This is a genomic window from Amycolatopsis jiangsuensis, from assembly GCF_014204865.1.
GTDB classification, from domain to species: domain Bacteria; phylum Actinomycetota; class Actinomycetes; order Mycobacteriales; family Pseudonocardiaceae; genus Amycolatopsis; species Amycolatopsis jiangsuensis.
Genome location: NZ_JACHMG010000001.1, coordinates 1,736,694 through 1,761,755, shown reverse-complemented (window position 1 = coordinate 1,761,755; position 25,062 = coordinate 1,736,694). Strand labels below are relative to the sequence as shown.

Annotated in this window: 30 protein-coding genes; 7 read left to right on the top strand and 23 right to left on the bottom strand. The window is 71.0% G+C overall.

Annotated features, from left to right (window positions below; all coding sequences use genetic code 11):
• Positions 1-3: 3 nt before the first annotated feature.
• From BJY18_RS07480 to BJY18_RS07445, 8 genes are all read right to left on the bottom strand, one after another.
• Positions 4-177, bottom strand: coding sequence for a hypothetical protein (locus BJY18_RS07480; RefSeq protein WP_184778852.1), 174 nt, complete (start codon positions 175-177; stop codon positions 4-6).
• A 70-nt stretch (positions 178-247) separates the two neighbouring features.
• On the bottom strand, positions 248-1,999 hold the full coding sequence (locus BJY18_RS07475) for a complex I subunit 5 family protein (RefSeq protein ID WP_184778850.1): 1,752 nt from the start codon (positions 1,997-1,999) through the stop codon (positions 248-250).
• 2 nt (positions 2,000-2,001) lie between these two features.
• On the bottom strand, positions 2,002-2,352 hold the full coding sequence (locus tag BJY18_RS07470) for a sodium:proton antiporter (protein ID WP_184778848.1): 351 nt from the start codon (positions 2,350-2,352) through the stop codon (positions 2,002-2,004).
• A complete protein-coding gene (locus tag BJY18_RS07465; RefSeq protein ID WP_312873772.1) occupies positions 2,349-3,065 on the bottom strand; it encodes an MnhB domain-containing protein in 717 nt (238 codons plus the stop codon). The genes BJY18_RS07470 and BJY18_RS07465 overlap by 4 nt, the downstream gene beginning before the upstream one ends.
• On the bottom strand, positions 3,062-3,298 hold the full coding sequence (locus BJY18_RS07460; RefSeq protein WP_184778846.1) for a Na(+)/H(+) antiporter subunit B: 237 nt from the start codon (positions 3,296-3,298) through the stop codon (positions 3,062-3,064). The genes BJY18_RS07465 and BJY18_RS07460 overlap by 4 nt, the downstream gene beginning before the upstream one ends.
• Positions 3,295-3,594: a monovalent cation/H(+) antiporter subunit G gene (locus BJY18_RS07455; protein ID WP_184778844.1), complete on the bottom strand. Its 300-nt coding sequence runs from the start codon at positions 3,592-3,594 to the stop codon at positions 3,295-3,297. Before BJY18_RS07455 ends, BJY18_RS07460 begins: the two co-directional genes overlap by 4 nt.
• Complete coding sequence (locus BJY18_RS07450; protein WP_184778842.1) at positions 3,591-3,842, bottom strand: monovalent cation/H+ antiporter complex subunit F; 252 nt, start codon at positions 3,840-3,842, stop codon at positions 3,591-3,593. The genes BJY18_RS07455 and BJY18_RS07450 overlap by 4 nt, the downstream gene beginning before the upstream one ends.
• A complete protein-coding gene (locus tag BJY18_RS07445) occupies positions 3,839-4,297 on the bottom strand; it encodes a Na+/H+ antiporter subunit E (protein ID WP_184778840.1) in 459 nt (152 codons plus the stop codon). Before BJY18_RS07445 ends, BJY18_RS07450 begins: the two co-directional genes overlap by 4 nt.
• Positions 4,298-4,397: 100 nt before the next feature.
• Between BJY18_RS07445 and BJY18_RS07440 the strand changes: the two genes are divergently transcribed.
• A complete protein-coding gene (locus tag BJY18_RS07440) occupies positions 4,398-4,730 on the top strand; it encodes a plasmid stabilization protein (protein WP_184778838.1) in 333 nt (110 codons plus the stop codon).
• Positions 4,731-4,804: 74 nt separating this feature from the next.
• Here the strand turns inward: BJY18_RS07440 and BJY18_RS07435 are convergent, their stop codons facing one another.
• From BJY18_RS07435 to BJY18_RS07425, 3 genes are read right to left on the bottom strand one after another with little or no spacing between them, the layout of a single operon-like run.
• Complete coding sequence (locus BJY18_RS07435) at positions 4,805-5,203, bottom strand: hypothetical protein (RefSeq protein WP_184778836.1); 399 nt, start codon at positions 5,201-5,203, stop codon at positions 4,805-4,807.
• Positions 5,204-5,222: 19 nt separating this feature from the next.
• Positions 5,223-5,549 carry a DUF3618 domain-containing protein gene (locus BJY18_RS07430; protein ID WP_184778834.1) on the bottom strand — a complete coding sequence of 109 codons (327 nt, stop codon included), beginning with the start codon at positions 5,547-5,549 and terminating at the stop codon, positions 5,223-5,225.
• Entirely contained in the window at positions 5,546-5,959 is a 414-nt protein-coding gene (locus BJY18_RS07425; protein ID WP_184778832.1) for a phage holin family protein, read from the bottom strand. The genes BJY18_RS07430 and BJY18_RS07425 overlap by 4 nt, the downstream gene beginning before the upstream one ends.
• Positions 5,960-6,052: 93 nt before the next feature.
• Here BJY18_RS07425 and BJY18_RS07420 point away from each other — a divergent pair, with 93 nt between their 5' ends.
• Positions 6,053-7,012, top strand: a complete 960-nt coding sequence (locus tag BJY18_RS07420; protein WP_184778830.1) for a TIGR03557 family F420-dependent LLM class oxidoreductase — start codon at positions 6,053-6,055, stop codon at positions 7,010-7,012.
• A 49-nt stretch (positions 7,013-7,061) separates the two neighbouring features.
• Here the strand turns inward: BJY18_RS07420 and ku are convergent, their stop codons facing one another.
• From ku to BJY18_RS07395, 5 genes are all read right to left on the bottom strand, one after another.
• Positions 7,062-7,964: a non-homologous end joining protein Ku gene (ku, locus tag BJY18_RS07415; RefSeq protein WP_184778829.1), complete on the bottom strand. Its 903-nt coding sequence runs from the start codon at positions 7,962-7,964 to the stop codon at positions 7,062-7,064.
• The gene (locus BJY18_RS07410; protein ID WP_184778827.1) at positions 7,964-8,569 is read right to left on the bottom strand and encodes an endonuclease; all 606 of its coding nucleotides are present in this window, start codon (positions 8,567-8,569) and stop codon (positions 7,964-7,966) included. Before BJY18_RS07410 ends, ku begins: the two co-directional genes overlap by 1 nt.
• A gap of 40 nt (positions 8,570-8,609) precedes the next feature.
• Positions 8,610-9,455: an SAM-dependent methyltransferase gene (locus BJY18_RS07405; protein WP_312873771.1), complete on the bottom strand. Its 846-nt coding sequence runs from the start codon at positions 9,453-9,455 to the stop codon at positions 8,610-8,612.
• Between the two features lie 91 nt (positions 9,456-9,546).
• Positions 9,547-9,897: an FAD-dependent oxidoreductase gene (locus tag BJY18_RS07400; protein ID WP_184778825.1), complete on the bottom strand. Its 351-nt coding sequence runs from the start codon at positions 9,895-9,897 to the stop codon at positions 9,547-9,549.
• Between the two features lie 84 nt (positions 9,898-9,981).
• Entirely contained in the window at positions 9,982-10,449 is a 468-nt protein-coding gene (locus BJY18_RS07395) for an SRPBCC family protein (protein ID WP_184778824.1), read from the bottom strand.
• Positions 10,450-10,551: 102 nt separating this feature from the next.
• On the opposite strand from BJY18_RS07395, the gene BJY18_RS07390 reads away from it, so the two are divergent.
• Positions 10,552-11,886, top strand: a complete 1,335-nt coding sequence (locus tag BJY18_RS07390; RefSeq protein WP_312873770.1) for a cryptochrome/photolyase family protein — start codon at positions 10,552-10,554, stop codon at positions 11,884-11,886.
• A 9-nt stretch (positions 11,887-11,895) separates the two neighbouring features.
• Positions 11,896-12,048, top strand: coding sequence for a hypothetical protein (locus BJY18_RS07385; RefSeq protein WP_184778822.1), 153 nt, complete (start codon positions 11,896-11,898; stop codon positions 12,046-12,048).
• 30 nt (positions 12,049-12,078) lie between these two features.
• On the opposite strand, the gene BJY18_RS07380 is transcribed toward BJY18_RS07385, so the two are convergent.
• Positions 12,079-12,522 carry a DUF4383 domain-containing protein gene (locus BJY18_RS07380; RefSeq protein ID WP_184778820.1) on the bottom strand — a complete coding sequence of 148 codons (444 nt, stop codon included), beginning with the start codon at positions 12,520-12,522 and terminating at the stop codon, positions 12,079-12,081.
• An 81-nt stretch (positions 12,523-12,603) separates the two neighbouring features.
• The gene (locus tag BJY18_RS07375) at positions 12,604-14,181 is read right to left on the bottom strand and encodes an adenylate/guanylate cyclase domain-containing protein (protein WP_184778818.1); all 1,578 of its coding nucleotides are present in this window, start codon (positions 14,179-14,181) and stop codon (positions 12,604-12,606) included.
• Between the two features lie 300 nt (positions 14,182-14,481).
• On the opposite strand from BJY18_RS07375, the gene BJY18_RS07370 reads away from it, so the two are divergent.
• Positions 14,482-15,081 (top strand): DUF6801 domain-containing protein, encoded by a 600-nt coding sequence (locus BJY18_RS07370; RefSeq protein ID WP_246459541.1) that lies wholly within the window; start codon positions 14,482-14,484, stop codon positions 15,079-15,081.
• Positions 15,082-15,178: 97 nt separating this feature from the next.
• Here BJY18_RS07370 and BJY18_RS07365 read toward each other — a convergent pair whose 3' ends face one another.
• Genes BJY18_RS07365 through BJY18_RS07355 form a run of 3 tightly spaced genes read right to left on the bottom strand, consistent with a single transcriptional unit; the run spans position 15,179 to position 18,867 of the window.
• Positions 15,179-16,156: an SDR family NAD(P)-dependent oxidoreductase gene (locus BJY18_RS07365; RefSeq protein ID WP_246458796.1), complete on the bottom strand. Its 978-nt coding sequence runs from the start codon at positions 16,154-16,156 to the stop codon at positions 15,179-15,181.
• On the bottom strand, positions 16,137-17,423 hold the full coding sequence (locus BJY18_RS07360) for an FAD-dependent oxidoreductase (protein ID WP_184778813.1): 1,287 nt from the start codon (positions 17,421-17,423) through the stop codon (positions 16,137-16,139). Before BJY18_RS07360 ends, BJY18_RS07365 begins: the two co-directional genes overlap by 20 nt.
• A 37-nt stretch (positions 17,424-17,460) precedes the next feature.
• Complete coding sequence (locus tag BJY18_RS07355) at positions 17,461-18,867, bottom strand: sugar porter family MFS transporter (RefSeq protein WP_184778811.1); 1,407 nt, start codon at positions 18,865-18,867, stop codon at positions 17,461-17,463.
• Positions 18,868-19,042: 175 nt separating this feature from the next.
• Here BJY18_RS07355 and BJY18_RS07350 point away from each other — a divergent pair, with 175 nt between their 5' ends.
• Together BJY18_RS07350 and BJY18_RS07345 are read left to right on the top strand one after the other, a co-directional pair.
• Positions 19,043-20,221, top strand: a complete 1,179-nt coding sequence (locus BJY18_RS07350) for an ROK family transcriptional regulator (RefSeq protein WP_184778809.1) — start codon at positions 19,043-19,045, stop codon at positions 20,219-20,221.
• Complete coding sequence (locus BJY18_RS07345; RefSeq protein WP_312873769.1) at positions 20,218-21,696, top strand: sulfatase family protein; 1,479 nt, start codon at positions 20,218-20,220, stop codon at positions 21,694-21,696. Before BJY18_RS07350 ends, BJY18_RS07345 begins: the two co-directional genes overlap by 4 nt.
• A 36-nt stretch (positions 21,697-21,732) precedes the next feature.
• On the opposite strand, the gene BJY18_RS07340 is transcribed toward BJY18_RS07345, so the two are convergent.
• Positions 21,733-23,757 carry a hypothetical protein gene (locus tag BJY18_RS07340; protein ID WP_184778807.1) on the bottom strand — a complete coding sequence of 675 codons (2,025 nt, stop codon included), beginning with the start codon at positions 23,755-23,757 and terminating at the stop codon, positions 21,733-21,735.
• Between the two features lie 40 nt (positions 23,758-23,797).
• On the bottom strand, positions 23,798-25,045 hold the full coding sequence (locus tag BJY18_RS07335) for an ATP-grasp domain-containing protein (RefSeq protein ID WP_312873768.1): 1,248 nt from the start codon (positions 25,043-25,045) through the stop codon (positions 23,798-23,800).
• Positions 25,046-25,062 lie beyond the last annotated feature (17 nt).

The following is a 25,062-nucleotide window of genomic DNA, read 5'->3' as shown; positions in this document are numbered from 1 at the left end:
TGCCTACTCCGTGGTGCCTCCCGTCGGTGGTACGTCGGGTTCGTCCTCGGCATCGGGAAGCTCGGGATCCCGCCAGTCCTCGGCACGGGCCGGGCCGTTGCCCTTCAACGTGCCCTGCAGTTCCGCCTTCAGCTCATCGTCGGCACGGGGCGAATGCTGGTCGCTTTCGCGGGGCATGCACACCTCCAGCACATCGGGTATCGACGCCGGGTTACCCGGTCGCCGGGAGCGGAAAACCGATCGGCGGTCACAGCCACGCCAGCCCGGCCAGGACGGTGACGCCCACCAGCAGCCAGGCCACGTAGTCGCCCACATGCCCGGAATGTGCGCGGTGCAGAGCGTGGATCCCGTCGCGTACCGCGGACGGTGCCCGTCGGCGAGGCCACAGTCCCGCTGCGGCGACGGCCAGCGCCAGCAGCACGGCCGCGGCCGCGTGAACCAGGCCCGTCCCGGTCCACGAAACCTCCGCCGGCGGGATCGCGGGCGCCGCGGGCAGCACCGGAAGGACGGCGTGCAGGTACCCCGCCCGGTCGGCGACCTGCGCACCCGCCACCGCCGCCGCTTCGCGGAGCCACGGCACCGTTCCGGCGGCCAGCGCGAGCGCCAGGAGCAGAACCACCGCACCCAGCATGGTCGCCGGGATGCGCTGGATCCGCTGGGTGGTTTCGGGTTCCTCACCGCTTCCGGTCGACTTGTCCCCGGACCCGCCACGGGGCTGCCTGCCGAGTCCGAAGTGGACGCGCAGGCCCGCGCGCAGCACCGCGCCCGCGGTGACGGCCGAGATCAGCACGGCCAGCCCGGCCGTCCACTCGGGCGAGGCCCCTTCGGTGACGTCCTTGCCCAGTGCGCTACCGAACGGTGGCAGCCCGGCCAGCCCGAGCGCGGCGACGACGAACAGCACGCCCTGGGTCCGCGAGCCACGGCCGGCCAGCTCGTTCTCGTCCACGCTTTCCCACCGATTGAGCAGCACTCCGACGAGCAGGAACAACGCCGACTTCGCCCCGGCGTGGCCCAGCACCGACAGCACGAAACCCGCGCCCGCCCGCGGTCCGGAAGCCGCCAGCCCGCACAGGAACAGGCCGGTGTGCGCGATCGTCGAATACGCGAGCATCCGCTTGAGGTGCCGTTGCGTCACGCAGAGCACGGCGCCCAGCACCGCGGTACCCGCGCCCAGTACCAGCAGCACGCGATCCGGTGCCTCCGGGAACAGCACGGACCGGACACGCAGGACCCCGTACAGGCCGAGTTCCACCATCACGCCGGAGAACAGCACACACACCGGCGCCGGGGCGACCGCGTGCGCGTCGGCGAGCCAGAAGTGGAACGGCACCGCGGCGGCCTTGACCAGCAGCCCGGTGCAGACGAGGACGAAGGCGGCGGTGGTGAGCGCGTCGGTGCGCCCGCCCAGCGCGACGCCCAGCTGCGCCAGCCCGAGCTGCCCGGCACGGGCGTAGAGCAGGCCGATCCCCATCAGCGTGAAGTAGGCGCCGAGTGAGTTCACCACCCCGAAGTTGAACGCGCCCTGTACCGAATCCGCCTCTTCCACCCGATATCCGGTGAGCGCGTACGCGACTCCGCCCATCAGCTCGAAGAACACGAACATGGTGAACAGGTCGCCGGTCACCAGGAAGCCCAGCATGCCGGCCAGGAACAGCAGGATCAGCGCGTGGTAACGAGCCTCGACCGCGGCGAAGTAGCGCCAGCTGTACACGAGCGCGCACATCGTGAGGAACGCGGTCAGCGCGGACAGCACGGCGCTGAGCGAGTCCACGACGAGGACGATGCCGGTGGAGCGGGTGCCGTCCGGGTGATGCCCGCCGAGCCACGTCACGACCCGCTGGTCCTGTGCCCGTACGACCAGCATGCCGGCCAGGACGGTGACCGCGACGGCCGTGCCGGTCGCGAACGCGTCGGCGGCGGCGCGCGGCAGGACGGGACCGAGGCCGAGCAGCAGGCACGCGGCGATCAGCGGTACCGCCACCAGGAGCGCGGGCAGCACAGTCAGCCTCGCAACGAGCGCAGCTCGTCGGGGTCGACCGTGCCGTGCCGCCGCGAGATCTGGACAGTGAGTGCGAGCAGGAGCGCGGTGATGGTCGCGGAGACGACGATGTCGGTGAGCGTGAGGGCCTGGACAGTCGGGTCGACCACCGGAAGTTGTTGTCCCTGAACGACGATCGGGGCGCCGGCGCCTTGCTGGTACCCGATCGCGAGCAGCAGCACGTATGTTCCGGCCTGTGCGACCGACAGCGACACCACCGTGTGCACCAGGTGCCGGCTCCGCACGATCCCCGCGCAGCCGAGCAGCAGGAGCCACCCGGCGACGCCGTAACACGCACCCGAGAGGACAGTCATCGCGCGTGTCCCAGCCCGTGCGCCAGGAAACGGGACAGCAGCACGATCACGCCCGCCGCGACCTCGATGCCGATCAGCAGGCTCAGCAACGGCACCGTGCCCGCCGACAGCAGCGAGCCGAACCGGCCTGATGGCAGGAAGTTCGTCAGGAAGTGTCCGGTCGCGACGAGCCCGGCGAGGCCGGTCACGACGTACAGCCCGGTGGCCGCGGCTTCGGTGTGCTCCAGCCAGGCCAGTGGGCGGAGCCGCTGCAGTGCGGAATAGCTCCCGGACAGGTAGAGCAGGTGCCAGCCGGTCGCGAGGACGACGCCGCCCTGGAACCCGCCGCCGGGGCTGAGATGCCCGTGCACCACCACGTCGATTCCCAGTACGACCGCGAGCGGCAGGAGCAGGTAGCCGGTGAACCGGACCGCCGGCAGCACGTAACCGGGCTGCGGGGGAGCGGATCTCCGCCGCGGCGGCGGCAGCAGGGTCAGTACCCCGACCACTGCCGCGACGACGATGGTTTCCTCGCCGAGGGTGTCGAAGGCGCGCAGGTCGAAGTTCACCGAGGACACCAGATTCGGGGTGTCGGCCCGCAGCGCTGCCGGGAGCACCAGATCGCGGTAGGGGTGCGCGGTCCCGCCGGCGGCGGGCATCCGCAGGAACGCGGAAACGAGCAGCGCTGCCACCCCGGTTCCGCCGACGAGCGCGAGGCCGTCGCGCGCCCTCACCGGCGACCCACCCGGCGCACGGTCAGCAGCACCAGCAGCGGCAGCACGGCGGCGCCGACCGCCAGCTCCGACAACGCGACGTCCGGTGCCTGGAAGACCATGAACAGCACCGTCAGGCACAATGAGAACACCGAGAACGGGACAGCCTGGCGCCGCGGGTCGCCAGTGGCCACGACCACCAGGCCGGACACCGCGACGAGTGCCAGCGACACCAGCAGCAGGGCCGTGGTCACGACGGCAGGTCCTCGTCGAGCGCGCCGCGGCGCACGGCCTCCAGCCGCGCGGTTCCCGCCTGCACGACCGGGCCGGTGACGACCAGCAGCGCGACGGTCACCACGATCGCACCGGAGCCGAGGTGCCAGCCGTTGACCAGGACCAGCCCGATTCCGATCAGAGGCGCGCCGAGGGTGGTGACCGGGGAGAGCAGGTGCAGGCGGGTGAGCAGATCCCGGGCACGCACCAGCCCCGCCGACGACAACAGCACCACGGCCACTCCGGCGAACACGAGAACCTGTGCGGCAACCGTCATCGCGCACCCAGCAGGCGGATGAACACGAGCGTGCCGGAGAACGCGAGCACCACCAGTACGAGCGGCAGCACCACGGCGCTGGACGGCCCGTAGGCCTGAGTGAGCAGCAAAAGCACCAGAACCGTGACCGCGGAAGCCTGCTGCAGACCGGCGAGCCGCTCAGCGGGGCGGCCGCGCGCGGACAACCACAGCGCCGGGCCCAGTCCTCCGGCGAGGAGCAGCAGCGCGGCCAGCAGGAGCCAGGTCATCGGCGCACCTGTCGCAGGATTTTCCCGCCACTGCCCGGAAGCCGGTGTACGACCAGCCTTCCCGTGCCGGGCGCACCGGCCACGACCATCGTGCCCGGTGTGCAGCCGACCACGAACGCGGCGGCCGCCAGACGGCCGTCGTGCACGGCACGCGACTCATCCAGCAGCTCGACGTGCTCGAGTCTGCCCGCTTCCGGATTGCGGGCCACGGTGGTCAGCGCCACCGCGGACTCCCGTACCGCGGAGACCGGAAGCGACGTGAACCAGCGAAGCCAGCCGAGCCGGAACCGCCATCGTCCGGTGAGCGCTCGCCGCGCTCCGAACGCCGCGGCGGCGGCCACGAGCGCGGCGACGGCGCCGGCGCCCAGCTCGGGCGCGGACGGGGTGGAAAGCGTGAGCAGCCACAGACCGGCCAAGCCGCACCACCACGCGGCGATCTCCACTGCCGTTCGCATGGGTGGGGCTTTCCCGTTCGGGGGGTTCGGCAAACGCGGCGGGTTTTCCCGGCATTCAACCGGGTATCCGGGACTTGACGACCGTATCGAGGAGGTTGGCATGCCGGAGCAGAGCTGGAGCGGCAAGCGGGAACGACAGTACGAGCACATCAAGTCTTCGCAACAGGACCGCGGCGCGAGCACTGGCCGTGCGAAGGAGATCGCCGCGCGTACGGTCAACAAGAACCGCGCGCAGGAGGGCGAGTCCCGGCGGGCGAGCAAGACGTCCACAAAGGACGTCTCGCCACAGCACCGCGGCGGCAAGCGCTCGGGGAACCGGCAGGGCCCCGGCGGGCCGACGCGTGACCAGCTCTACAACGAGGCCAGGCAGCGCAACATCAAGGGCCGGTCCTCGATGACCAAGAAGCAGCTTCAGGACGCGCTCGGCAGGTGAGCCGGACGGAAGGGCGGAGACACCGGCTGTGTCTCCGCCCTTTCCAGCTGTGTTCCTTCAGTGTGCAGCGAAACTCATTCGGTACGCAGGGAATCCGCGACCGAACCGCCCGCCTCGTCGGCCTGCTCGACCGGATCGGGGTCCGAGTGGTGAGCGGGGACGTCGTCCGGGACGAGCTCACCACCGTCGGCGGGGGCGGCGTCGACCGAGTCGTCCAGCTCGGCGGCCGGGGTGGCCGCGATCGGACGTTCGGGGACCGCACCGGGCTGGACGTCCGGCTCCTCCTCGGCCAGCCTGCGGCCGAGGGGTTCGCCCTCGCGCACCTCGGCCGGCGTGGTGCCGGACCGCGCGGCCGGGCTCCAGTGCTCGGGGGGCTCCACGCCGGTCTCCAGCGGGTCGACGCGCAAGTCGTCCTCGTCCAGGGATTCCATGGGCGTGAGGGTCTCCGGTTCGGACGGTTCGCGGTCGGTCATCCGTACTCCTCTCGGTGGGTCAGGAATCGGTCCTCGCGCGAGAACGGCGGCGGACCAGCAGCCGGATCACCAGCAGGCCGCCCAGCACCGCGCCGAAGATCGGCAGCGGATTGTCGCGAACGGCTTCGGCGCCGCTGCGGAACTTCCGCGCGGCCGGCGCGGAAATCTTGTCCTCCACCCCGGCTGTAGCCTGCTCGATCGTCGCGTCGACGCGTTCGGAGGCCCGGGTCCGCACATCCAGCTTGTGTCCCAGCGCATCGATCGTCTCGGCCAGTTCCTCCCGCGTGACGTCACGGTCGGCCCGCGCTCGCTCCGCGTCGGTGGGCGCCGTCTCACGCTCGGTCATGACCGCACCTCCTGCTTGATGTCCTCGACGTCCTCGCGGACGTTGCCGACCGCTTCCTCCGGTACCGGTGGTACCGCGCGGCCGACCTGCTTCTTCCCGGCCAGTGCGCCGATTCCGGCTCCCAGCAGCAGAACTGCGCCGATGATGACCGCGGCCAGCCAGCCCGGCAGCACCAGGGCCAGCGCCAGGATCGCCGCGAAGACCAGCACTCCGGCACCGAAGAAGGCCAGTACCCCGGCCACGCCGACCAGCCCCGCGCCGAGACCGAACCGCTTGCCCTTGGTCTGCAGTTCGGCTGTCGCGAGCCGTAGTTCGTCGCGGATCAGGCGTTTCACTTCGTCACTCAGGTCGGCGGCCAGCTCGGTGGTGGACTTCTCCCGGGCCGGCGTCCGGTTCATCTCCTCCAACACGGCTCCTCTCCTCTCCGGGTCCGCTTACCCGCGGTGCCGCCGGTCAAACCCCGGCCCGCGTTTGCCGGTGCGGCGCCGGGGTAAGCCGGGGACATGCGTATCGGCTACACCCTGATGACCGAGCAGTCCGATCCCCGCGAGCTGGTGGGCTGGGCGGCTGCCGCCGAGCAGGCCGGCTTCGCCTTCGAGGTCTGCAGTGACCACTACTCGCCGTGGCTTTCCGAACAAGGGCACGCACCCTATGCGTGGAGCGTGCTCGGTGCGGTGACCCAGGCCACCGAGCAGGTCGAGCTGATGACCTACGTGACGTGCCCGACCATCCGGTACCACCCGGCGGTCGTCGCGCAGAAGGCCGCGACGGTGCAGCTGCTCTCCGGTGATCGGTTCACCCTCGGACTGGGTGCGGGGGAGAACCTCAACGAGCACGTCGTGGGCGAGGGCTGGCCGTCCGTCGCCGTCCGGCACGAGCTGCTGGCCGAAGCTCTGCAGATCATCGGCGGTCTGTTCGACGGCGGCCCGTTCAGCTACGCGGGCAAGCACTTCCGGGTCGATTCGGCGAAATTGTGGGACCTCTCGGAGGTACGGGTTCCGATCGCGGTCGCGGTGTCGGGCCCGGAGTCGGTGCACCGGTTCGCCCCGGTCGCCGACGCGATGGTCGCCGTCGAACCGAACGCGGACCTGTGCGCGGAATGGGATCGGACCCGGCTGGGTCAGCCGGCCCGCAAGATCGCGCAGCTGCCGGTCTCCTGGGACACCGACCGCGACGCCGCGGTCCGCCGTGCGCACGAGCAGTTCCGCTGGTTCGCCGGCGGCTGGCCGGTGAACTCCGAGCTGCCGAGCCCGCGTGCCTTCGCCGCGGCCACGCAGAACGTGCGTGAGGACGACGTCGCGGCCGGGATCCCGTGCGGCCCGGACGTCGAGCCCATTCGCAAGGCCGTGGACCAGTTCGCGGACGCGGGCTTCACCGACGTGGCGCTGGTGCAGGTGGGCGGCGCGAACCAGGCGGAATTCCTGGACTTCGCCGCGCGTGAGCTGCTGCCCGCTTTGCAGTAGAAGACTTCGCTGGTGCCCGCCGTGCGACAAGGCGGGCACCAGCGGCGGCTCAGGAGGCTTTCAGCGCGGCTTCCAGGTCGGCCCGCGACATCTTCGAGCGGCCCTTGACGTCGCGTTCCTTCGCGAGCTTCTGCAGGTCCGCCTTGGAAAGGCCGGAGACGTCCGGGGTCCGGCGCTTGCGGCTGCCGCGCACGCTCTTGGACAGGGCCTCGAACAGGTCGACCACCTTCGTCGGTTCCTCGGGTGCTTCGGCGGGAGTGACCGTCTGGCCCGCCTTCTTGGCCTTGACCAGGTCCTCGACGCGTTCGCGGTAGGTGTCGTGGTACTCCTCGGGCTGCCAGGGCTCGGTCATCGAGTCGACGAGCCGGACCGCCATGTCGAGTTCCTTGTCCTTGGTCTTCGCCTGCGCCGGCAGGTGCGGCACGTCCCGTGCGGGATCGCGGACCTCGGCGGAGAAGTGCAGGGTGTTGAGCACCAGGACGTCGTGTCCGGCACGGGCGAGTGCGAGGTGCTCCTTGCCGTGCAGCACGAACTTCGCGACCGCTGCCTTGTCCCGCCGGGCGAGTGCGTCGAAGAGCAGGACGTACGGCCGTTCGGCGTCGTCGTTCGCGGGCGCCAGCCAGTAGGTGCGGTCGAAGTACACCGGATCGACCTCGGCGAGGTCCACGAAGCTCTCCACCTCGAGCGACCGCGAACGACCCGGCGCGATCTCGTCCAGCTCGTCCTGTTCGACGAGCACGTACTCCCCGTCGCCGACCTCGCGGCCGCGGACGATGTCCTCGTACTTGACCTCGTCGCCGGTACGCTCGTTGACCCGGCGGTAGCGGATGCGGTCCCGGGTCCCGCGCTGGAACTGGGTGAACCGCACCGCGTTGTCCTCGACCGCCTTGTACAGCCGCACCGGGACGTTGACCAGCCCGAACGCGAGCGCTCCCTGCCAGACCGGACGCATCAGCGCCTCCTTCCCGTCTTCGCCAGGCCGACCCGGACCAGCGCGGCCGCCAGCCGAGCGACGTCGTCCCCGGAGACCAGCCGGGCGAGCCGGCGCGGATCGCCGGGCAGCCCGGCCTTGTCCGCACCGCGCAGCGCCCGCTGATCGAAGTAGGGGCGCAGCCACGGCCACACGGCCTGGGCCTCACGGCAGAAGATCTGCGCGCCGGTACGCCCGATCCGCGGGAACTCGGCGACGAGCTTCTCCAGCTGTCGCGGGTCCTTGCCCGCGGCGTCGTTCATCCGGCGCAGATCGTCGCGGTAGCGCTCGCGGACGAAGTCCGCAGCCTCGCCGAGATGAGTGGAAGTGCTTTCGTCGTACCGGACGTAGTGCGCGCGCCCGAGCGCGTCGACCCGCTCCTGCCACGTCGAGGCCCGCATCGCCGACGGTGAGCGCGGAAGTTCTTTCGCGGCCGCGACGGCGAGCTCGGCGTTGATCCGGGTGGACAGCAACGTGGTCAGCACCAGCAGCCGGTACAGCGGCTGCGGTTTGTCCGCCAGCGTGATCCCGGCCTCGGCGGCGTAGGTCGTGCCGTGCTCGGCCAGCAACTCCTCGACTCGGGCCATGCGTACCGGTTTCCCGGCCGGCTCCGGAGGCAAACGCTCCTCAGGGTTTGCGGGCGACCCCGGCGGCGATGATCCGCTGGGCGATCGTGTCGGGGCCGAGCCGGGGACCGTCCGGCCACCAGTCGGCCACCGGCACGATCTCCCCCGGCCGGCCCGGCCCGGACGGGACGAGCTCCAGTCCGTGGAAGAGCTCCCGGATCTCCTCGCGGGTGCGGGCGGTGATGTCGCGCATCGACCCTTCGCGGATGACCTGCAGGGTTTCCTGCAGCGTTTCGTCGTCCTGGCTGCCGTCGCGCGGGTCGAGCACGTGCGAGATGACCACGTAGGACCCCGACGGCAGCGCGTCGAGGTAGCGCCGGGTGATCTCGGCGGGCTGGCCGTGGTCGCCCTTGTAGTGGTGCAGAGCCGCGACGAACAGCAGCGCGATCGGCTGGTTCCAGTCCAGGTGCCCGCGCGTGAGCTCGGCGTCGAGGATGCTCTCCGGTGCGAAGATGTCGGCCTCGAGGTAGTTCGTCCGCTCGTCCTCGACCAGCAGCGCCCGGCCCCGGCTGGCCACCACCGGGTCGTAGTCGCTGTAGAGCACCTTGGCGTCGTCGTGGATGCGCTGGACGACCTGGTGCACGTTCTCCGCGGTGGGCTGGCCGGAACCGCAGTCGAGGTACTGGCGGATACCGGCGTTGGTGGCCAGGAACCGGCAGGCGCGGATGAGGAACGCCCGGTTCTCCCTGGCCACGTCGCGGACCTCGGGCATTTTCGCGAGGATCTGGTCGCCCATGACCCGGTCCACCTCGTAGTGGTCCTCGCCGCCGAGGAAGTAGTCGTAGACCCGCGCGACGCTCGAGCGGGTGGGATCCACGCCCACCGGGGCGTTGTCCTCGTCGAGCACGGCGGCGACCTCCGGGTTCCGGGCGTGGTGACTGCGGGCCGAGCGTAGTGCTCACCCGGTCCGGGGCCGAACCCGGCCGGACCCGGCGGGCTCACTCGCCCGAGGCGAGCCGGCGCAGCAGGGTCGAGAGCCCGTCGGGTGCCCGCCCGTCGAGCCGTGCGCTGGTGCGCACGATGGCACCCGGCTCCTGGCCGATTCGGTGTCCGGCCGCGCCGAGCCGTCGCCACAGTGCGTGGTCCTCCCCGGCGTCCAGCAGGGAGATCTTCTCCGCGCTCGTCTCACCACGCAGGAAGTTCTTCGACAGCGGAGGCCGTTCGTAAGGTGGGTCGACGTCGGCGCTCAGGATGCGGACCGGGCCGGTGCCGCCGGCTTCGCGATAGGCACACGCCGCACTGACCCCGGCCGCTCCGCTCCCGAGCACGACGAGTTCGTCGGCATCCATGCACGACTTCCCGGCGACGGCGGCGGTTTCTTCATGACTGGCTTTCGTGCGGCGGTGTCCTCAGTGCGGGATCTCAGTGCTGGATCAGTTCTGGGGTGGCCGCTGCACGTCACCGCGCCAGGAACCGGTCTGCTGCCCGCCCCGGCGTTCGATGAACGTCTTGAAGCGGTCCAGGTCGCCCTTGACCCGGCGGTTGAGGATGCCGAGCTTGTCGGCGGCCTTCTCGGCGAAGCCGTCCGGGTCGAGGTCCATCTGGGCGGTCACCCTGGTGGTCTCGTCGTTGATGCGGTGGAAGGTGATCACCCCGGCGTGGGTCGGCCCGGAGTCCGAGGCCCAGGCGACCCGTTCGTCGGGATGCTGCTCGGTGATCGTCGCGTCGAACTCGCGGGTCACGCCGCCCACCGAGATCGTCCAGTGCGTGTGGGTGGGGTCGACCTGCCGGATCTCGTCCACGCCTTCCATGAACTCCGGGAACGATTCGAACTGGGTCCACTGGTCGTAGGCCGTGGACACCGTCACGTCCACGTCGACGGACTCGGTGATGGTGCTCATCGGGCACGTCCTCTCCTCGGTTGTGGGGTTCTCCCCGGCTTACCCGCTGTCTCTCGGCGGAAACGGGGTTTCGCCGTGCCCTCGCCGGGTACCGGCACAGCTGTGGCGCATACGTCGATCGCTCTGTTCACCCGCGACCTGCGGGTGCACGACAATCCGGTGCTGCACGCGGCGGCCGCGGCCGGACAGTGCATTCCGGTGTTCGTGGCCGACGAGGCGATCAGCCGGTCGCCCTTCCACTCGGCCAATCGTTCGGCCTTCCTCGCGGACTGCCTCGCCGATCTCGACCAGGCACTGCGGAAGCGGGGCGGACATCTCGTGGTCCGAAAGGGCGATCCGGTCGCCGAAGTCCTCGAGCTGGTGCGGCGTCACGGCGTCGACGAGGTCCACGTCGCGGGGGACGTCAGCGGATTCGCGCAGCGTCGTGAGCGTCGGCTCGCGGAAGCGGTCGACCTGTGCGTGCACGAGACTTCTGTCACCGCGGTGGAACCGCTGTCGCTGACCCCGACGGGTAACGACCATTTCGCCGTCTTCACACCGTACTTCCGCAAGTGGCAGGGAGTGCCTCGCCGTGGGGTACTCCGCGCGCCACGCGCGATCTCCATGCCACGCGTGTCGCCCGGAAAACTTCCCCGGGCGCCCAAGCCGGATTCGCCCGAGCTGCCCCGCGGTGGCGAAACGACGGCGCGGAAGCTGATGAACCGCTGGTGCCGCAAGGACATTCTCGACTACGAGAGTGCACACGACGCACTCGCCGCCGACGCGACGTCCCGGTTGTCGCCGTACCTGCACTTCGGTGCGCTCTCCCCGGTCGAACTGCTCGATCGAGCCGGGACCGAGTCCGAAGGTGCCCGCGCGTTCACCCGGCAGCTTGCCTGGCGCGACTTCCACCATCAGGTCCTCGCCGCACGCCCACAATGCTCCACAAAGGACTACCGGCCCCATGGTGACCGCTGGCGCGGCGCGAACGCGGACTTCGAGGCGTGGCGACGCGGCCGAACCGGCTATCCGATCGTCGACGCCGCCATGCGCCAGCTCGCGGGTGAGGGCTGGATGCACAACCGCGGGCGGCTCATCGTCGGTAGCTTCCTGACCAAGAACCTCTACCTCGACTGGCGCCTGGGCGCGCGGCACTTCATGGAGCTGCTGGTCGACTGCGACATCGCGAACAACCAGATGAACTGGCAGTGGGTGGCCGGCACCGGGACCGACACCCGGCCGAATCGGGTGCTCAATCCGCTGGCCCAGGCCCGGCGCTACGATCCGGACGGCGACTACGTCCGCCGATACGTTCCGGAGCTGGCGGGGGTGGCGGGCTCGCGGGTGCACGAACCGTGGAAGCTGTCCGGCCGCGATCGGGACGAGCTGGACTATCCCGAACCGATCGTGGACCTCGACGCGGAGGAGTTCCGCATGGCGCGGGGGAAAGCCGGGTAACCGGCGGCCATGGCGGAGAAGAAGCAGAGCACGAGCGGACATCCCGAGCACGACGACGCCTACGGCGAGACGCGCGACGAGGAACGGGAGACCATCCGGGGCGAACAGGGCACGTCGTCGGGCGATCCGCACGACGACACCGACCCCCAGCAGGGCCGGTAGCGTTGCCCTTGTGGTTCAGGCCCTCGTGGTTCAGCTCGCCGAGCGCGGTTCGCCGCGGGCACCGGTGCCGGTGGCGGTGCCGGCGAGCGCCACCACGAGAGCGATCAGCGCGGTGATGCCGTGCAGCCAGTTGTCCGCCCAGTTGAGGTTGACCGGATCCTGCGGCACGCTGCCGAACGAGGTGGCCAGGATGCCGTAGGCGGTCAGCCCGGTGAAGGCGACGAACAGCACCCAGCAGTACCCCAGCGCGCTCGAAAGCTTCCGAGCCGCGAGCAGCCCGAGCACCCCGAGCAGCACGTGCACGATGTTCAGCACCGTGCTGGAACTGAACACCCAGATCAGGCGCGAAGTGTCGTGCCCGGCGGCGTAGGCGGTTTCCGGCACGATGAACCCGGCCACCCCGAGGACCAGGTAAACCAGCCCCAGGACGGCCACGACCGGAAGCGCCCAGCGCCGGGTGGTGATGGCCGCCATCGGTTCTCCTTCCCTTCGGCAGGAGGACGGCATACCCGCCTCAGCCGGCGGTAACCGGGCTCGGTCGCCGGCCGGGCCCGCTCACGGGTGCCGGACCGGGCCGGGCGCCGCTCGCGGGGTGGCGAGCGTCGTCGCGCGGCCACGGCCGCGGAGGGTGACCTCGTCCGCCGTCGTCCAGTGCCCGGCTTCGTCGGCGGACGCGGCCTCGACGGCAGGCCAGGAGGCGAGGAGGCGGCTGTCGGCGTTCTTCGCGAGTTCGGTCAGGCGGGCCGCTTCGTTGACCGGATCGCCGATCACGGTGTACTCGAACCGGCGGGGGTCGCCGACGTTGCCCGCGACCGCGTCCCCGGTGGCCACGCCGACGCCGGCCGGGCATTCCGGCACCTCGGCCGCCAGCCGCGCGGCGATCGCGCGGGCCGCGCCGAGCGCGTGCCCGGCGTGGTCGGCCAGCGGGACCGGCGCGCCGAAGATCGCCAGCGCGGCGTCGCCGACGAACTTGTTCACCAGCCCGTGCTGCCGGCCGACCTCGTCGACGACGACGGCGAAGAAGCGGTTCAGCAGGTCCACGACCTCCTCGGGCGGGCGGCTGGCGGCCAGCGCGGTCGAACCGATCAGGTCGACGAACAGCACCGACACCGCCCGCACCGTGCCACCCAGCTCGGTGGAGGTGCGCATCGCCTCGACCGCGACCTCGTGACCCACGTGCCGGCCGAACAGGTCACGCAGCCGCTCGCGCTCGGCGAGCCCGGCCGCCATGTCGTTGAACCCCGCCTGCAGCAGCCCGAGTTCGGTCCCGTCGTAGACCGGGATGGTGACCGCGAAGTCCCCGGACCGGACCCGGCCGAGCCCGTCGCGCACCGACGAGAGCGGGTTCACCACCGAGCGCGCGGTGAACACGGTGACCAGCAGGCCGAAGCACAGCACGACCAGTCCGAGCGCGATCACCGACACGGCGAGTTTCGTGGTGGACACGTTGCCGCGCACCAGGGCGAGCACGGCGGTGACCACGAGTCCGGCGACCGGCACCCCCGTGCCCAGGCACCAGAACAGCAGCATCCGCCGGTTGACCCCGCCGTGCAGCAGCCGCGGCGGCGCCGCTCCCCGCAACGCCAGCGCGACGTACGGGCGCAGCGAGAACTCGCCGAACAGGTAAGCGATCGCGCACACGACGACGCTGGCGAAGGCGACCACCAGGAAGACGGTCAGCGCGATGTCCGGCTGGACGAGCACGGCCAGGCAGCCGAACAGCACGGTCGCCAAGCCCCACAGCACCGCCTGGACGAACGTGAGCCGGAGCGGGACGCGCAGCGTCGCCGTGCGCTCGGCCTCGGTCGGCGGGCGTGCCTCGGCGGCCCAGTGCAACGTCCGCAGCGCGCCGCGGGTTCCCCAGAGCGCACCGGCGACGACCGCGGCGACGACGTAGCCCGGTACCGAGATCGCGGTGACCCGCACGAGGCCGGCGGACATGCCCGGACCGGGGATCAGCAGGGCCGCGAGCCCGACCACGACGAGCGCGCCGATGACGTTGGTGGCGATCAGCGTGGCGGTCAGCAGGACCTGGACCCGCCGGCGCAGGGCCGGGGCGCTCTGGCCGAGCGGGCCGAGCAGGGTGGAGCCGAACGGTCCCGTGCGGCCGGGGGAGTGCTGGGCTGGGTGCACCGGATCCTGTCGTCTCACCCTCGCCGGCGGCGAGGTTCGGGCTGATCCCGGGATGGTGGCAGCCCGGCGCGGGCACGGCAAGCCGAACCGCCGGGTTTTGCTCACCGCGGACAGGGTGCGCGGGCAGGGAATTGTCGTGCGGCGCCTCGCGATGACAACGATGGGGTTCCCGGATTCTGGTGCGCGTGAGCAAAATCTGACGGAAACGGTGCTGCGGTGCCGGGAAGCACCGGAATCGGTTAATTTCCTACCAGCAATTTTCCCGGTGCAGCAACGGAAAAGGAGCTGGATGTGAAGACGATGACGCAGCGCGTTCCCGGCCGGTTCTTCGCCAGAATGGGGGTGCTCGCCACCGCGACCGCCGCGGCGGTGACGGTCCTCGGCGCCGGCGTGGCCAGTGCCGCGGACAAACCGCTGGACTTCAAGGGCTCCTTCCCGCTGATCGGCGAGCAGACCGTCTCGACGGTGGTGCACGTCGACGTGCCGGAGTCGGCGACGATCGGCCAGACGGTTTCGGTGCCCTTCAGCCTCGACGCGGACGTGGGCACCGCCGCGGCGGACGGCCTGCGCCTGGTCGGGGTCACGACGCTGGGCGGTTCGATCGACGCCTCGGTGACCGTGCAGATCGGCGACCAGCCGGTCGCGCTGCCGGTCAGCCTGCCGATCCCGGACACCGCGATTCCCGACGAGGGCACGCTGGCGTTCACCGCGGAGGGCAGCGTGGACTTCACGGTGCCCGAAGGCGTTCCGGCCGGCGAGGCGACCACCTCGGTCGACCCCGAAGCGGTCACGCACGTGACGACCGACGCTTCGGACCCGTCGCTGGCGAACTTCGACGTGAACCTGGCGCTGGACCCGGCCGACCAGGACACCGTACTGGGCACGACGCAGATCAGCTGAGCACGATCACGAAGGCCGTGGAGGCCCCTTCCCGGGAAGGGGCCTCCACGGACTCCGCGTTCCCGGACGTCGACGGGCCCGCGTTCACCGGGGCACGTCAGCGGTCGTCGAGGCCGGCGGTGTGCGCACAGCGCGCCCAGACTCGCTGAAGGCGTGCCGGATCGTCGTGCTGCCCCGGCAGGTAGTGCGTGGGCCGCTGCCGGCGGTCGTGCCAGAAGCGGCCGGATTCCGGGGCCGGGGAGGTCGCGGCGAGCCAGACGGCGGTGTCGGCGCCCTCCGCCGGAGTGCGCAGCAGCGGGCCGATCACCCGGTGGAATCCGGGCAGTGAGTCGGCCACGCCGGGAGTGTCGGCCCAGCCGGGGTGCAGGGAGTGCACGCCGATGCCGTCCGGGGCGTAGCGGCGGGCCAGCAGACCGGCGAACGCGACCTGCAGTCGTTTGGTGCGGGAATAGGCGACCGCACCGCGGTACCGGCTTTCGCGGAATTCGAGGTCCTCGGTGATCGGCTGGGTGTACATCCCGCCCGACGACATCCACAGCACCCGGGCGTCCCGGCTGCCGGCCAGCGCCGGACGCAGCCGTTCGGTCAGCCGGAGCGGGCCGAGGACGTGCGTGGCCAGGGTCAGTTCGTGGCCCTGCGCCGATTCCGAGCGCTGCGCGGGCAGCACGCCCGCGTTGTGCACCATGACGTCGAGCACCGGATGGCGAGTCGTCAGCCGCGCGGCGCAGCCGTCCACTGCGGACAGGTCCGCGATGTCGCACAGCTCCACGTCCACTTCGGACTCCGGTACTGCCCGCCGGATTTCCTCCCGTGCGCGTAGCCCGCGTTCTTCGTTGCGTACCAGGAGGATCACCCGTGCACCCAGGCGGGCGAGCCCTTCGGCGGTGGCTTGGCCGAGGCCGGAACTGGCACCGGTGACGAGCGCGGTGCGCCCGGCGAGCGCGCCCGGTGGTGGGCCAGGTGCCCAGCTGCGGTGGCGCAAGCGGTAGCCGAGCCGGCTGTATCCGATCAGGACACTGCGGTCAGCGACGGTGTCGAGCAGCGTGGCGCACAGTTCACGGGCGGACAGAATCATCATCTCCGGTGTCGGGGCGGTCGAGGATATCCGGATCGAGTACCGGCGGGTGCGGCCCGTAGGCGTTGGCCCGCGCGGCTCGGCGGCGTGCTCCCGGAAGCGCGGTGAGGACGGTGAGCAGTGCCTTCGAGACGAGTGGCCGCCCGGTTTCGCGGGCGGCGGCGACGCGCTGTTCGGTGCGTACCTGCGCGGCCTGCACCTTTCGCACGGCCGGTTCCCGGTCGGTCTGCACCGCTGCCAGCACCGCGTCCGGCACCGGGCTGTCGGCGCGCAGTGCGGGGACGAGCCGGTTGGCCGCGGCCACCGCGTCCTGGATCGCCATGAGGATCCCGTTTCCGCCGACCGGGGAGATCACGTGCGCCGCGTCTCCGACGAGCAGCAAACCCGGCCGCCACCAGCGCGGCACCCGCGCGATGTCCACTGACAGCAACGTGGTCTGCGAGAAGTCGGTCAGCAGGTGCACCCGGTCGGCCAGCCACGGCACCAGTTCCGCGACCGCGGCGCGGATCGGCGCCACGCCCGCCTCGCGCGCGGCCGGGTAGCCGCCCTTGGGCAGGCTGTAGCCGACCTGGCGGCCTTCGGTGCCGGTCAGCAGCCCCACGTAGTGATCGCGGCCGAAGAACAGGTCGACGTCGGCGTCCGCGGGATCGGTGTCGCGCTGGGGCAGCCGGAACCACAGCAGATCCGTGCTTGCGCCCAGCGAGTCCGCGGTCATCCCGGCGGCCCGGCGCAGCCGCGAGAACCGCCCGTCGGCGCCGATCACCAGATCGGCGGCCAGTTCGTGGTGTCCGGCACCGTCGCGGTACCGCACACCGGTGACCCGTCCGCCGGGATCGGTGGTCACGCCGGTGACCGTGCAGTCGGTGCGGAGCCGGGCGTTCGGCAGCTGCTCGAGTTCCGCGGCCAGGAAACCGAGGAACCGGGCCTGCGGCATCAACGCGACGTAGGGGAACCGGGTGCGCAGCTTCCCGTAGTCGGCCGGGGTGATCGTCGCCGACGGCGTGTGGAACCGGAAATACCGCGCCCGGTGGTGCGGCAGGCACAGCAACCGGCCGGCGAGGCCGAGCCGGTCGAACAGCTCCAGGGTGTACGGGTGCAGCGAGTCGCCCCGGAAGTCACGGTCGAAATCGCCGCGCGCTTCCAGCAGCGTGACCGGCACTCCGGCACGGGACAGCAGATACGCCAGCACCATGCCGCCCGGCCCCGCGCCGGCCACCACACATCGCGAGGCGACGGCGCTCGCCGATTCGCGGGAACTGTCCGGCACGCCACCAGGTTAACCGCCGGACCGCGCCGGCGCGCCGTTACGGCCGAGGGCTGGGCGATCCGGGGCGGTCCAGGGTTTCCAGGCTCTTGCCCGATGTCTCCGGCAGTGCCTTGGCGACGAAGATCGCGGTGGCCAGTCCCATCAGGCCGAAGAACAGGAAGATCCCGGTGGGGCTTCCGGCCACCAGATCGGGGAAGTAGAGGGTGAGCAGCACGGTCACCAGGATCTGCGCGCTCGTGGCCACCGAGACCCCGGACGCCCTCGCCCGCAGCGGGAACAGCTCGGGCAGCACGATCCACACGACCGGACCCCAGGTCAGCGAGTAGCCGGCCTTGAAGATCGACAGCATGCCGAGCGTCAGGTACTGGCCTGCGGGCGTGTCGAGCAGATCGAAGGCGAAGACCGCGCACACCGCGAGCATCGCGATGCCGAGCACGATGCCACCGCCGATCAGCAGCGGGCGCCGGCCCGCCCGGTCGACTGCCCAGCCGCACGCCAGCGTCATCAGCACCGACAGCACGCCGAAGCCCACCGTGTTGATCAAGGCGGCCGACGTGCCGAACCCGACCTGGGTGAGGATGGTCGGCGCGTAGTAGACGATCGAATTGATCCCGATGAGCTGCTGCGCCATCGAGAACAGCACGGCCACCACCAGGATGCGTCGCAGCGCACGGGAACCGGCCAGCGTGCGCCAGCCGGTCGCGGCCGGGCCCGGTGCCGGTTCGCTCGCCGTGGTCAGCTCCGCGAACGCCTGTGCGGCTTCGTCCGCGGGCAGCACCGAGTCCAGGACGGCGCGGGCTTCGCGGGCGCGGCCCTTGAGGATCAGCCAGCGCGGCGTTTCCGGCTGACGCAGCAACGCGACCAGGATCGCGGCCGCGGGCAGCGCGGCGAGGCCGAGCGACCACCGCCACGACAGGTCCTGGGCGAAGGCGTAGTTGACGATGGCGGCCAGCAGGATGCCGCTCGCGATCATCAGCTGGTTGGCCGAGGTGAACCGGCCTCTGGTCCGCTTCGGCGCGATTTCCGCGAGGTAGGTCGGCACGGTGCTCTGCGTGGCGCCGACCGCGAGCCCGCCGAGGACCCGGCCGGCCAGCAGCCACCCGTAGTCCGGGGCCAGCGCCATGAGCAGGCTGGAGACCACGAACAACGCGCACGCCACGAGGAGCGTGCCCCGCCGGCCGATCGCCTGGCCGAGCCAGCCCGCGAGGGCCGATCCGGCGACCGCGCCGACGAGCAGAGTGGTGACCACCACGCCGCTTTCGAACGGCGTGAGCCCGAACTCGGGCTTGATGAACAGCAGCGCGCCGGAGATCACGCCCATGTCGTAACCGACCAGCAGCGCCGCGACCGCGGCGATCCCGGCCGCCCGCCGTCGGTGCCGGCGGCGGGCCCGGTCGGGCGCGGCCGTCGCAGCGGCAGTACCCGGAGCAGCTGTTTCCCGCATGTCTCGCCTCCCGGGGCGCGGGCCGGCACTGCCCGTCGCTTGTCGGGTGAGTGTGCGCATCGTCCGTCTTTATGTCAACGGGATCGACATAATCATTCGGTCGTGATCTCAACGGATGGGTACTTTTGACAAACCCGTATGCATAATGAGGGCGGACACCGGAGTGGAGGATGCGATGACGCGGAGCGGCGAACCGGCGCGCGGAGGCTCGGCGGCCAGCCGGGCGGCGATCCTCGGCGCCCTGCGCAGGCGTGGTCCGCTGACCCGGCAGCGGCTGGCCGCCGAGACCGGCCTGTCCCGGGCGACGGTGTCCGCGGTCCTGCGCGCGCTGACCGAAGACGGTCAGGTGCGGGAAAGCGCGTCCCGCGTCGAGGGAGGCCGCGGCCGGCCGTCCTCGGTCGTCACGGTGAATCCCGCGCGTGCCGAACTGGTCGGGATCGAACTCGGCAGAGCGCACCTGGCGGTGGCGGTGGCTGACGGCGCGGACACGGTGGTCGGCCAGGCCGGGCACGAGATGCCGGTCGGCACCTCGGTCACGGCGGCGACCGCGGAGGCGCTGGAGCTGCTCGACCGGCTGGCCGCGGAACGAGGCCTCGACCTCAGTGTGGTGCGGTCGGTGGCAGTCGGGACACCGGGGCCGAAGTTCGGCGGCACCGGCCGGCCTTCGCCCGATCTCGCGCTCGCGCGGTTCGCCCACGACCGGGCCGAGGTCGCGAACCTGCTCACGGCACGGTTCCGCTGTCCGGTGCGAGCCGACAACAACACCCGCTACACCGCGCTCGGCGAGGCTTCCCACGGCGCGGGAGCCGGCGCCGCGAACGTCGTCTGCGTGCGCCTGGACGAAGGCGTCGGCGGCGGCGTGGTCGTGGACGGCTCACTGCTGTCCGGTCAGTGGGGGACCGCGGGCGAATTCGGCCACGTCAGCGTGGATCCGGCCGGCGCGCGATGCGCCTGCGGAGGACGCGGCTGCCTCGAACTGTCCGCCGCTCTGCCCGCGTTGCTCACGGCGACCGGCACTGCCGGCGCCGCCGCGCTGGCCGAGGCGGTGACGACCGGCCCCGGCCGGGCCGTGCTGGAGCGGGCGGCGCTGGCCACCGCACAGGCGCTGGCCGGCCCGCTCACCGCACTGGACGTCCCGGTGCTGGTACTCGGCGGACGGGTGGCCCGGCTGCCCGGATTCCTCGCCGCGGTCGGCGAAACACTGCAGGACCTGCTGCCCACGTGGTGCGCTGCCGGGCTGAGCGTGCGGCCCGCGGCCGACGACGGGGCAGCGGGCGCACTCGGCGCGCTGATCCGGGCGCGCGCCGCGGCAGAGACCGGCACCGCGCTGAGCATGAAAAGGATGAAGCAGTGACCCACAACCCGACCCGGAACATCCTGTTCCTGATGACCGACCAGCATTCGGTCTCCACCCTGGGCTGCTACGGCAATCCGACGGTGGAAACGCCCGCGCTCGACCGGCTCGCGGCCACCGGGACGTGTTTCACCGACGCGTTCACCCCGACCGCGATCTGCACCCCGGCGCGGGCCAGCCTGCTGACCGGGGCGGCTCCGTTCCGGCACCGGCTGCTGGCCAACTACGAACGCAACGTCGGGTACCTGGAGGACCTCGCGCCGGACCAGTTCACCTTCGCCGAGGCGCTGGGTGGCGCGGGCTGGAACCTCGGACTGATCGGCAAATGGCACGGCGGGGTACGCCGGAACGCCGCCGACTACGGGTTCGAAGGACCGGACCTGCAGGGCTGGCACAACCCCGTCGACCACCCCGACTACCTCGCCTACCTGGCCGAGCACGACCTGCCCGGCTACCGCATCAGCGAACCGATCCGCGGCGTCACGCCGAACGGCGGACCCGGCAACCTGATGGCGGCGCGGTTGCACCAGCCGGTGGAGGCCACCTTCGAGCACTACCTGGCCACCCGCACGATCGAGATGATGGAGCGGTTCGCCGCCCAGGACCGGCCGTTCTACCTGGCGGCGCACTTCTTCGGCCCGCATCTGCCGTATCTGCTGCCGCCGGAGTACTTCGACCGCTACGACCCGGACGAGATGGAACTCCCGGTGTCGGCGACCGAGGAGACCTTCGAGGACAAGCCGTCGGTGCAGCGCAACTACAGCGCGCTGTGGGCGCACGACACCCTCGACGAAGCCACCACCCGGAAACTGATCGCCGCCTACTGGGGTTACGTGAGCCTGGTCGACCACGAACTCGGCCGCATCCTGGACGCACTGGACCGCCTGGGCCTGGCCGGCGACACCGCCGTGGCGATGACCGCCGACCACGGCGAGTTCACCGGGGCGCACCGGCTGCACGACAAGGGCCCGGCGATGTACGACGAGATCTACCGGATCCCCGCCCTGCTGCGGGTTCCGGGCGCCCCGGCCGGGCAGCGGCGGGACGAGTTCGTGACGCTGATGGACTTCACCGCCACGATCCTGGACCTGGCCGGCCTGCCCGCCGTGGACGCGGCCGACGGCACCAGCCTGCTGCCGCTGGCCCGCGGCGAAGCGCCGCCGTGGCGGGACCGGATGCTGGCCGAGTTCCACGGCCACCACTTCCCGTACCCGCAGCGCATGCTGCGCACCAGGACGCACAAGCTGATCGTCAACCCCGAGTCCACCAACGAGCTCTACGACCTGCGCGCCGATCCGCACGAGCTGGTCAACCGGATCGGCGACCCGGAGCTGGCCCCGGTCCGGCGCGCACTGATGGCCGACTTGTACGCCCGGCTGCGCGACCGCGGCGACAACTTTTACCACTGGATGACGCCGATGTTCGAGATCGGCGGAGCCGACCACGACGCGACACTGAGCGCGTTCGAGACCTGAGCCGGACGGCCGGTGCTCGCGGATCAGGACCCTGGGTCAGGGACGGGGGTCCGGTGTCGCCTGGAGACCGCCCGCGGGCACCCGGTCGGCGCCCCAGCTGCGTTCGAGGAACCCGGTGATCCGCGCGATGTCCTCGGCCGGCACCTTGTCCGGGGCGCCGTGTTCCAGCGGGTCGACGTGGAAGATGTAGAGCCGTGAGGTGAACTGGTCGAAGGGCAGCGACGATTCGCCGTAGCGTTCGCCGTTGCCCGCGGTCGAGACCACCACGCCGTCGCCCCAGTCCTGCCCGCTGTCGTTGTTGGGGTTGAAGAAGTACACCCGCATGCCGCCCTTCGGGTCGGGCGCGACGCGCAGGATGGTGATCGCGTGCCAGCCGACGTAGCGCGCGGCGCTGTCGGTGACCGCGATCCCGGCCGGCTGCGGGTGGATCAGCGGGCGGCCGCCGTTGTAGTCCGGGTGGTAGCTGGCGTGGAAATCCCGCAGGAACTCGTCCAGGCCGATCAGCTTCCCGGTCGCCACGTCGACGTTGATGTGGAACCCGCGGGCGGCCCACCAGCCGTGGAACTCCGGGTTGACCCAGCGGTGCGGATCGCCGGGACGGTCCGCGCAGCGGCGGCCCATCTCCGCGTAGATCCGGTCAAGGTGCGGCACCACCAGCAGGGACACCGGGTCCAGATCCACCGGGAGCAGTTCGGCGAGCCCGGTCGCGCTGTCCTTCGACGAGATCGGCTGCCCCTCGAAGTGCATGATGACCTCGTCGTCCCTGGCCGCCCACGTGACGATCTGCAGCAGGTAGTCGGGATCGTTGTAGGCCCACATCGACAACGCGCGCGCCGACTGGCAGGTCGGGTTGTCGCCCTGCCCGACCCCCAGCGGCAGCCCGAGCATCGAGAGCACACCGGCGGTCAGCCGGGCGGCCGGGCTCGGCTGGTCGCCGAACAGGCTCGTGAGCCGGTCCAGCGCGGCGGGGGAGAGCTCCAGCGCGAGCTGCCGCCACAGGGCGGGCACCACCGGCGGCTCGTAGAGGATGCCGCGGTCCAGCAGCAGGGCCAGTCCGTAGATGCACTGCGCGGTCTCCGGATGCACGGCCACCTCGATCAGGCGGTGGACCAGATCGCGGTAGCGCAGCAGGCAGTTGCGGCCGGTGTCGGACAGGCCGAGTGCCTCGCCGAGCAGGTAGTCGCTCTCGTGGCACAGGTACCGCAGCAGCTCGGCGTGATACGGCGACACGAGCCCGGTGTCGTGCATCGCGCGGGCGAACCCGGACGCCTCGTACTGCAGGCCGCTGGAATCCATCGCCTCCAGCCGGGAGCGGAAGACGTCGACGCCGGGATCCTCGCGGCAGGCGTCGGTGGTGCCGAACAGGCTGGTGATGAGCCGGTCCAGGCCCTGGCCGGACGCGCCGAGGTCCACGTCGGGGTCACCGCGGTAGATCGAGATGCTGGTGATCAGCGAGCGCACCTGCTCGACCTGGATCGGACGCTGCCGCAGGATCCGCCAGATCTCGTCGACCAGCTCGTCGAGCACGCTGTCGTAGCCGATCCCGTCGGCGAGGTGCCGGAACAGGGCGCGGATCAGCTGCGCCGTCCGGCCCTCGCGGGTCCGCTCGGCCTCACTGGGCGGCGCGAACAGCAGCTCCAGGTTCATCGCCAGCACGTGGGAGAGGAACTGGCGCGCGTCCTCGGCGCTCAGCGTCGGGTGCACGTAGTCGCCGCGCGCGACGGCCAGCACCCGCAGCTCACTGGTGGCCTCGATCACGACGGTGTCCTGGTTCCCGCCGTGCAGGCTGGTGCCGACCAGCGCCGGGATGAGGATCTCCGGGGTGTCCCAGTCCGTGCCGCGGAAGACCCCCGCCTCCTCGATCGCCTGGGCCCTGGCCTGCACCGCGGCCGCCCCGCCCGGCTGCAGCAGGACCCGGCGCAGTGCTTCCAGGACCCGTCGCAGCTTGCCGGGCTTGCCGAAGTCGGGGGTGTCGGCCATGGCCTGGACGGCCTGTTCGAGCGAGGTCACGCGCTTGTCGAGCGTGCTGGCCGCGGCGGCGTCGCGGGCGGTCGGGTTCACCGGTCTCCCTCGGGTCGTGCTCCGGGCTCCACGGGCGGCCTCAGACGTAGAAGTCGAGGTCTTCCTGCCGTTTCAGCAGCTCGCGCATCCGGTAGGGGTCGTCCCCGAAGAAATACAGTAGTCCCCAGTGCGTGCCGAACGCGGTTCGCTTCGTCACTGTCTCCTCGACCGGCGCGGAGAGGTCGTGCGACTCGTAGTAGTCGTCGTCCTCGGTCTCCTGCGGGATCTGCAGGTCGCTGACCACCCGGCGGCGCGGGTACACGCCGAAGCAGCCGGCCACGCCGGTCGCGTCCACCACCTCACGCGGGAAGAAGGCGTCGATCTCCTCCTCGGTCGTCTTCGGGTCGAACGCCAGCACCAGGCCCTGGTAGGCGTTGAACCCGTAGGCCCGCTCCAGCAGTTCGAACACCTTGAAGCCGGGCGGCCGGTAGGCCACCTCGCCGAAGTACATCTCGCCGTCGCTGGTCACGAAGTACTCCGGGTGCAGGAACCCGAACTCGATGTCGAACGCCTTGACCAGCTTCTCGATCTGCGCGGTGATCTGCGGCCGGTACCGCTCCAGCTCCGGGGTCGCCGGCACGAACACCGAGTACCCGAGCGTGACGTACTCGGAGATGTTGAGGAACTTCACCTTGCCGTTGTGGATCCACGCCTCCACCGCGAACTCCCAGCCGTCCAGATGCGACTCCATCAGAACCGGGAACTCCTCGTCCGGGATGGTGTCGATCTCGTCCGGGGTGCGGATCACCCGATGCCCGAGACAGCCCGCCTTGTCGAAGGCCTTGAGGTGGATCGGATCGTTGGGGTCGCCGTCGAGCTTGAGCAGGGTCTGGTTGACCCGCTTGAGGAACCGGATCACGTCGTCGCGGTCGTGCGCCTCCTCGAAGATCCCGACCCGGATCCCGCCCAGCTGCGCGCGGCGCTTCATCAAAGCCTTGTCCCGCAACAACATCGCCTGCCCGAACAGCCGGGGATTGTCGAGCAGCACGGAGTTGATCGCGCCCGCCCACTCCACGGTCTCCTCGAACAGCGGGATCGCGACGTCGACCCCCTCGTCCCGGAGAATTTCCGCGATTTCCATCGAACGGTCGTTGAGCCGCTCGAAGTTCCACGTCAGATAGGGAATGCCGTGTTCGGCGCAGTACTGCTCGGCCCAGTCCGGGGCGACGACCAGGTACCGCCGGTCGAAACGTTCGAGCGCCTCGATGGCGTTCAGGCTCCATCCCAGGAGCGCGATGTACCCCTTGTCCGGGTCCTTGCTGACGTGCGCGGCCTCCGAAATAGGCACGTTCCTCCGTTCCGGGT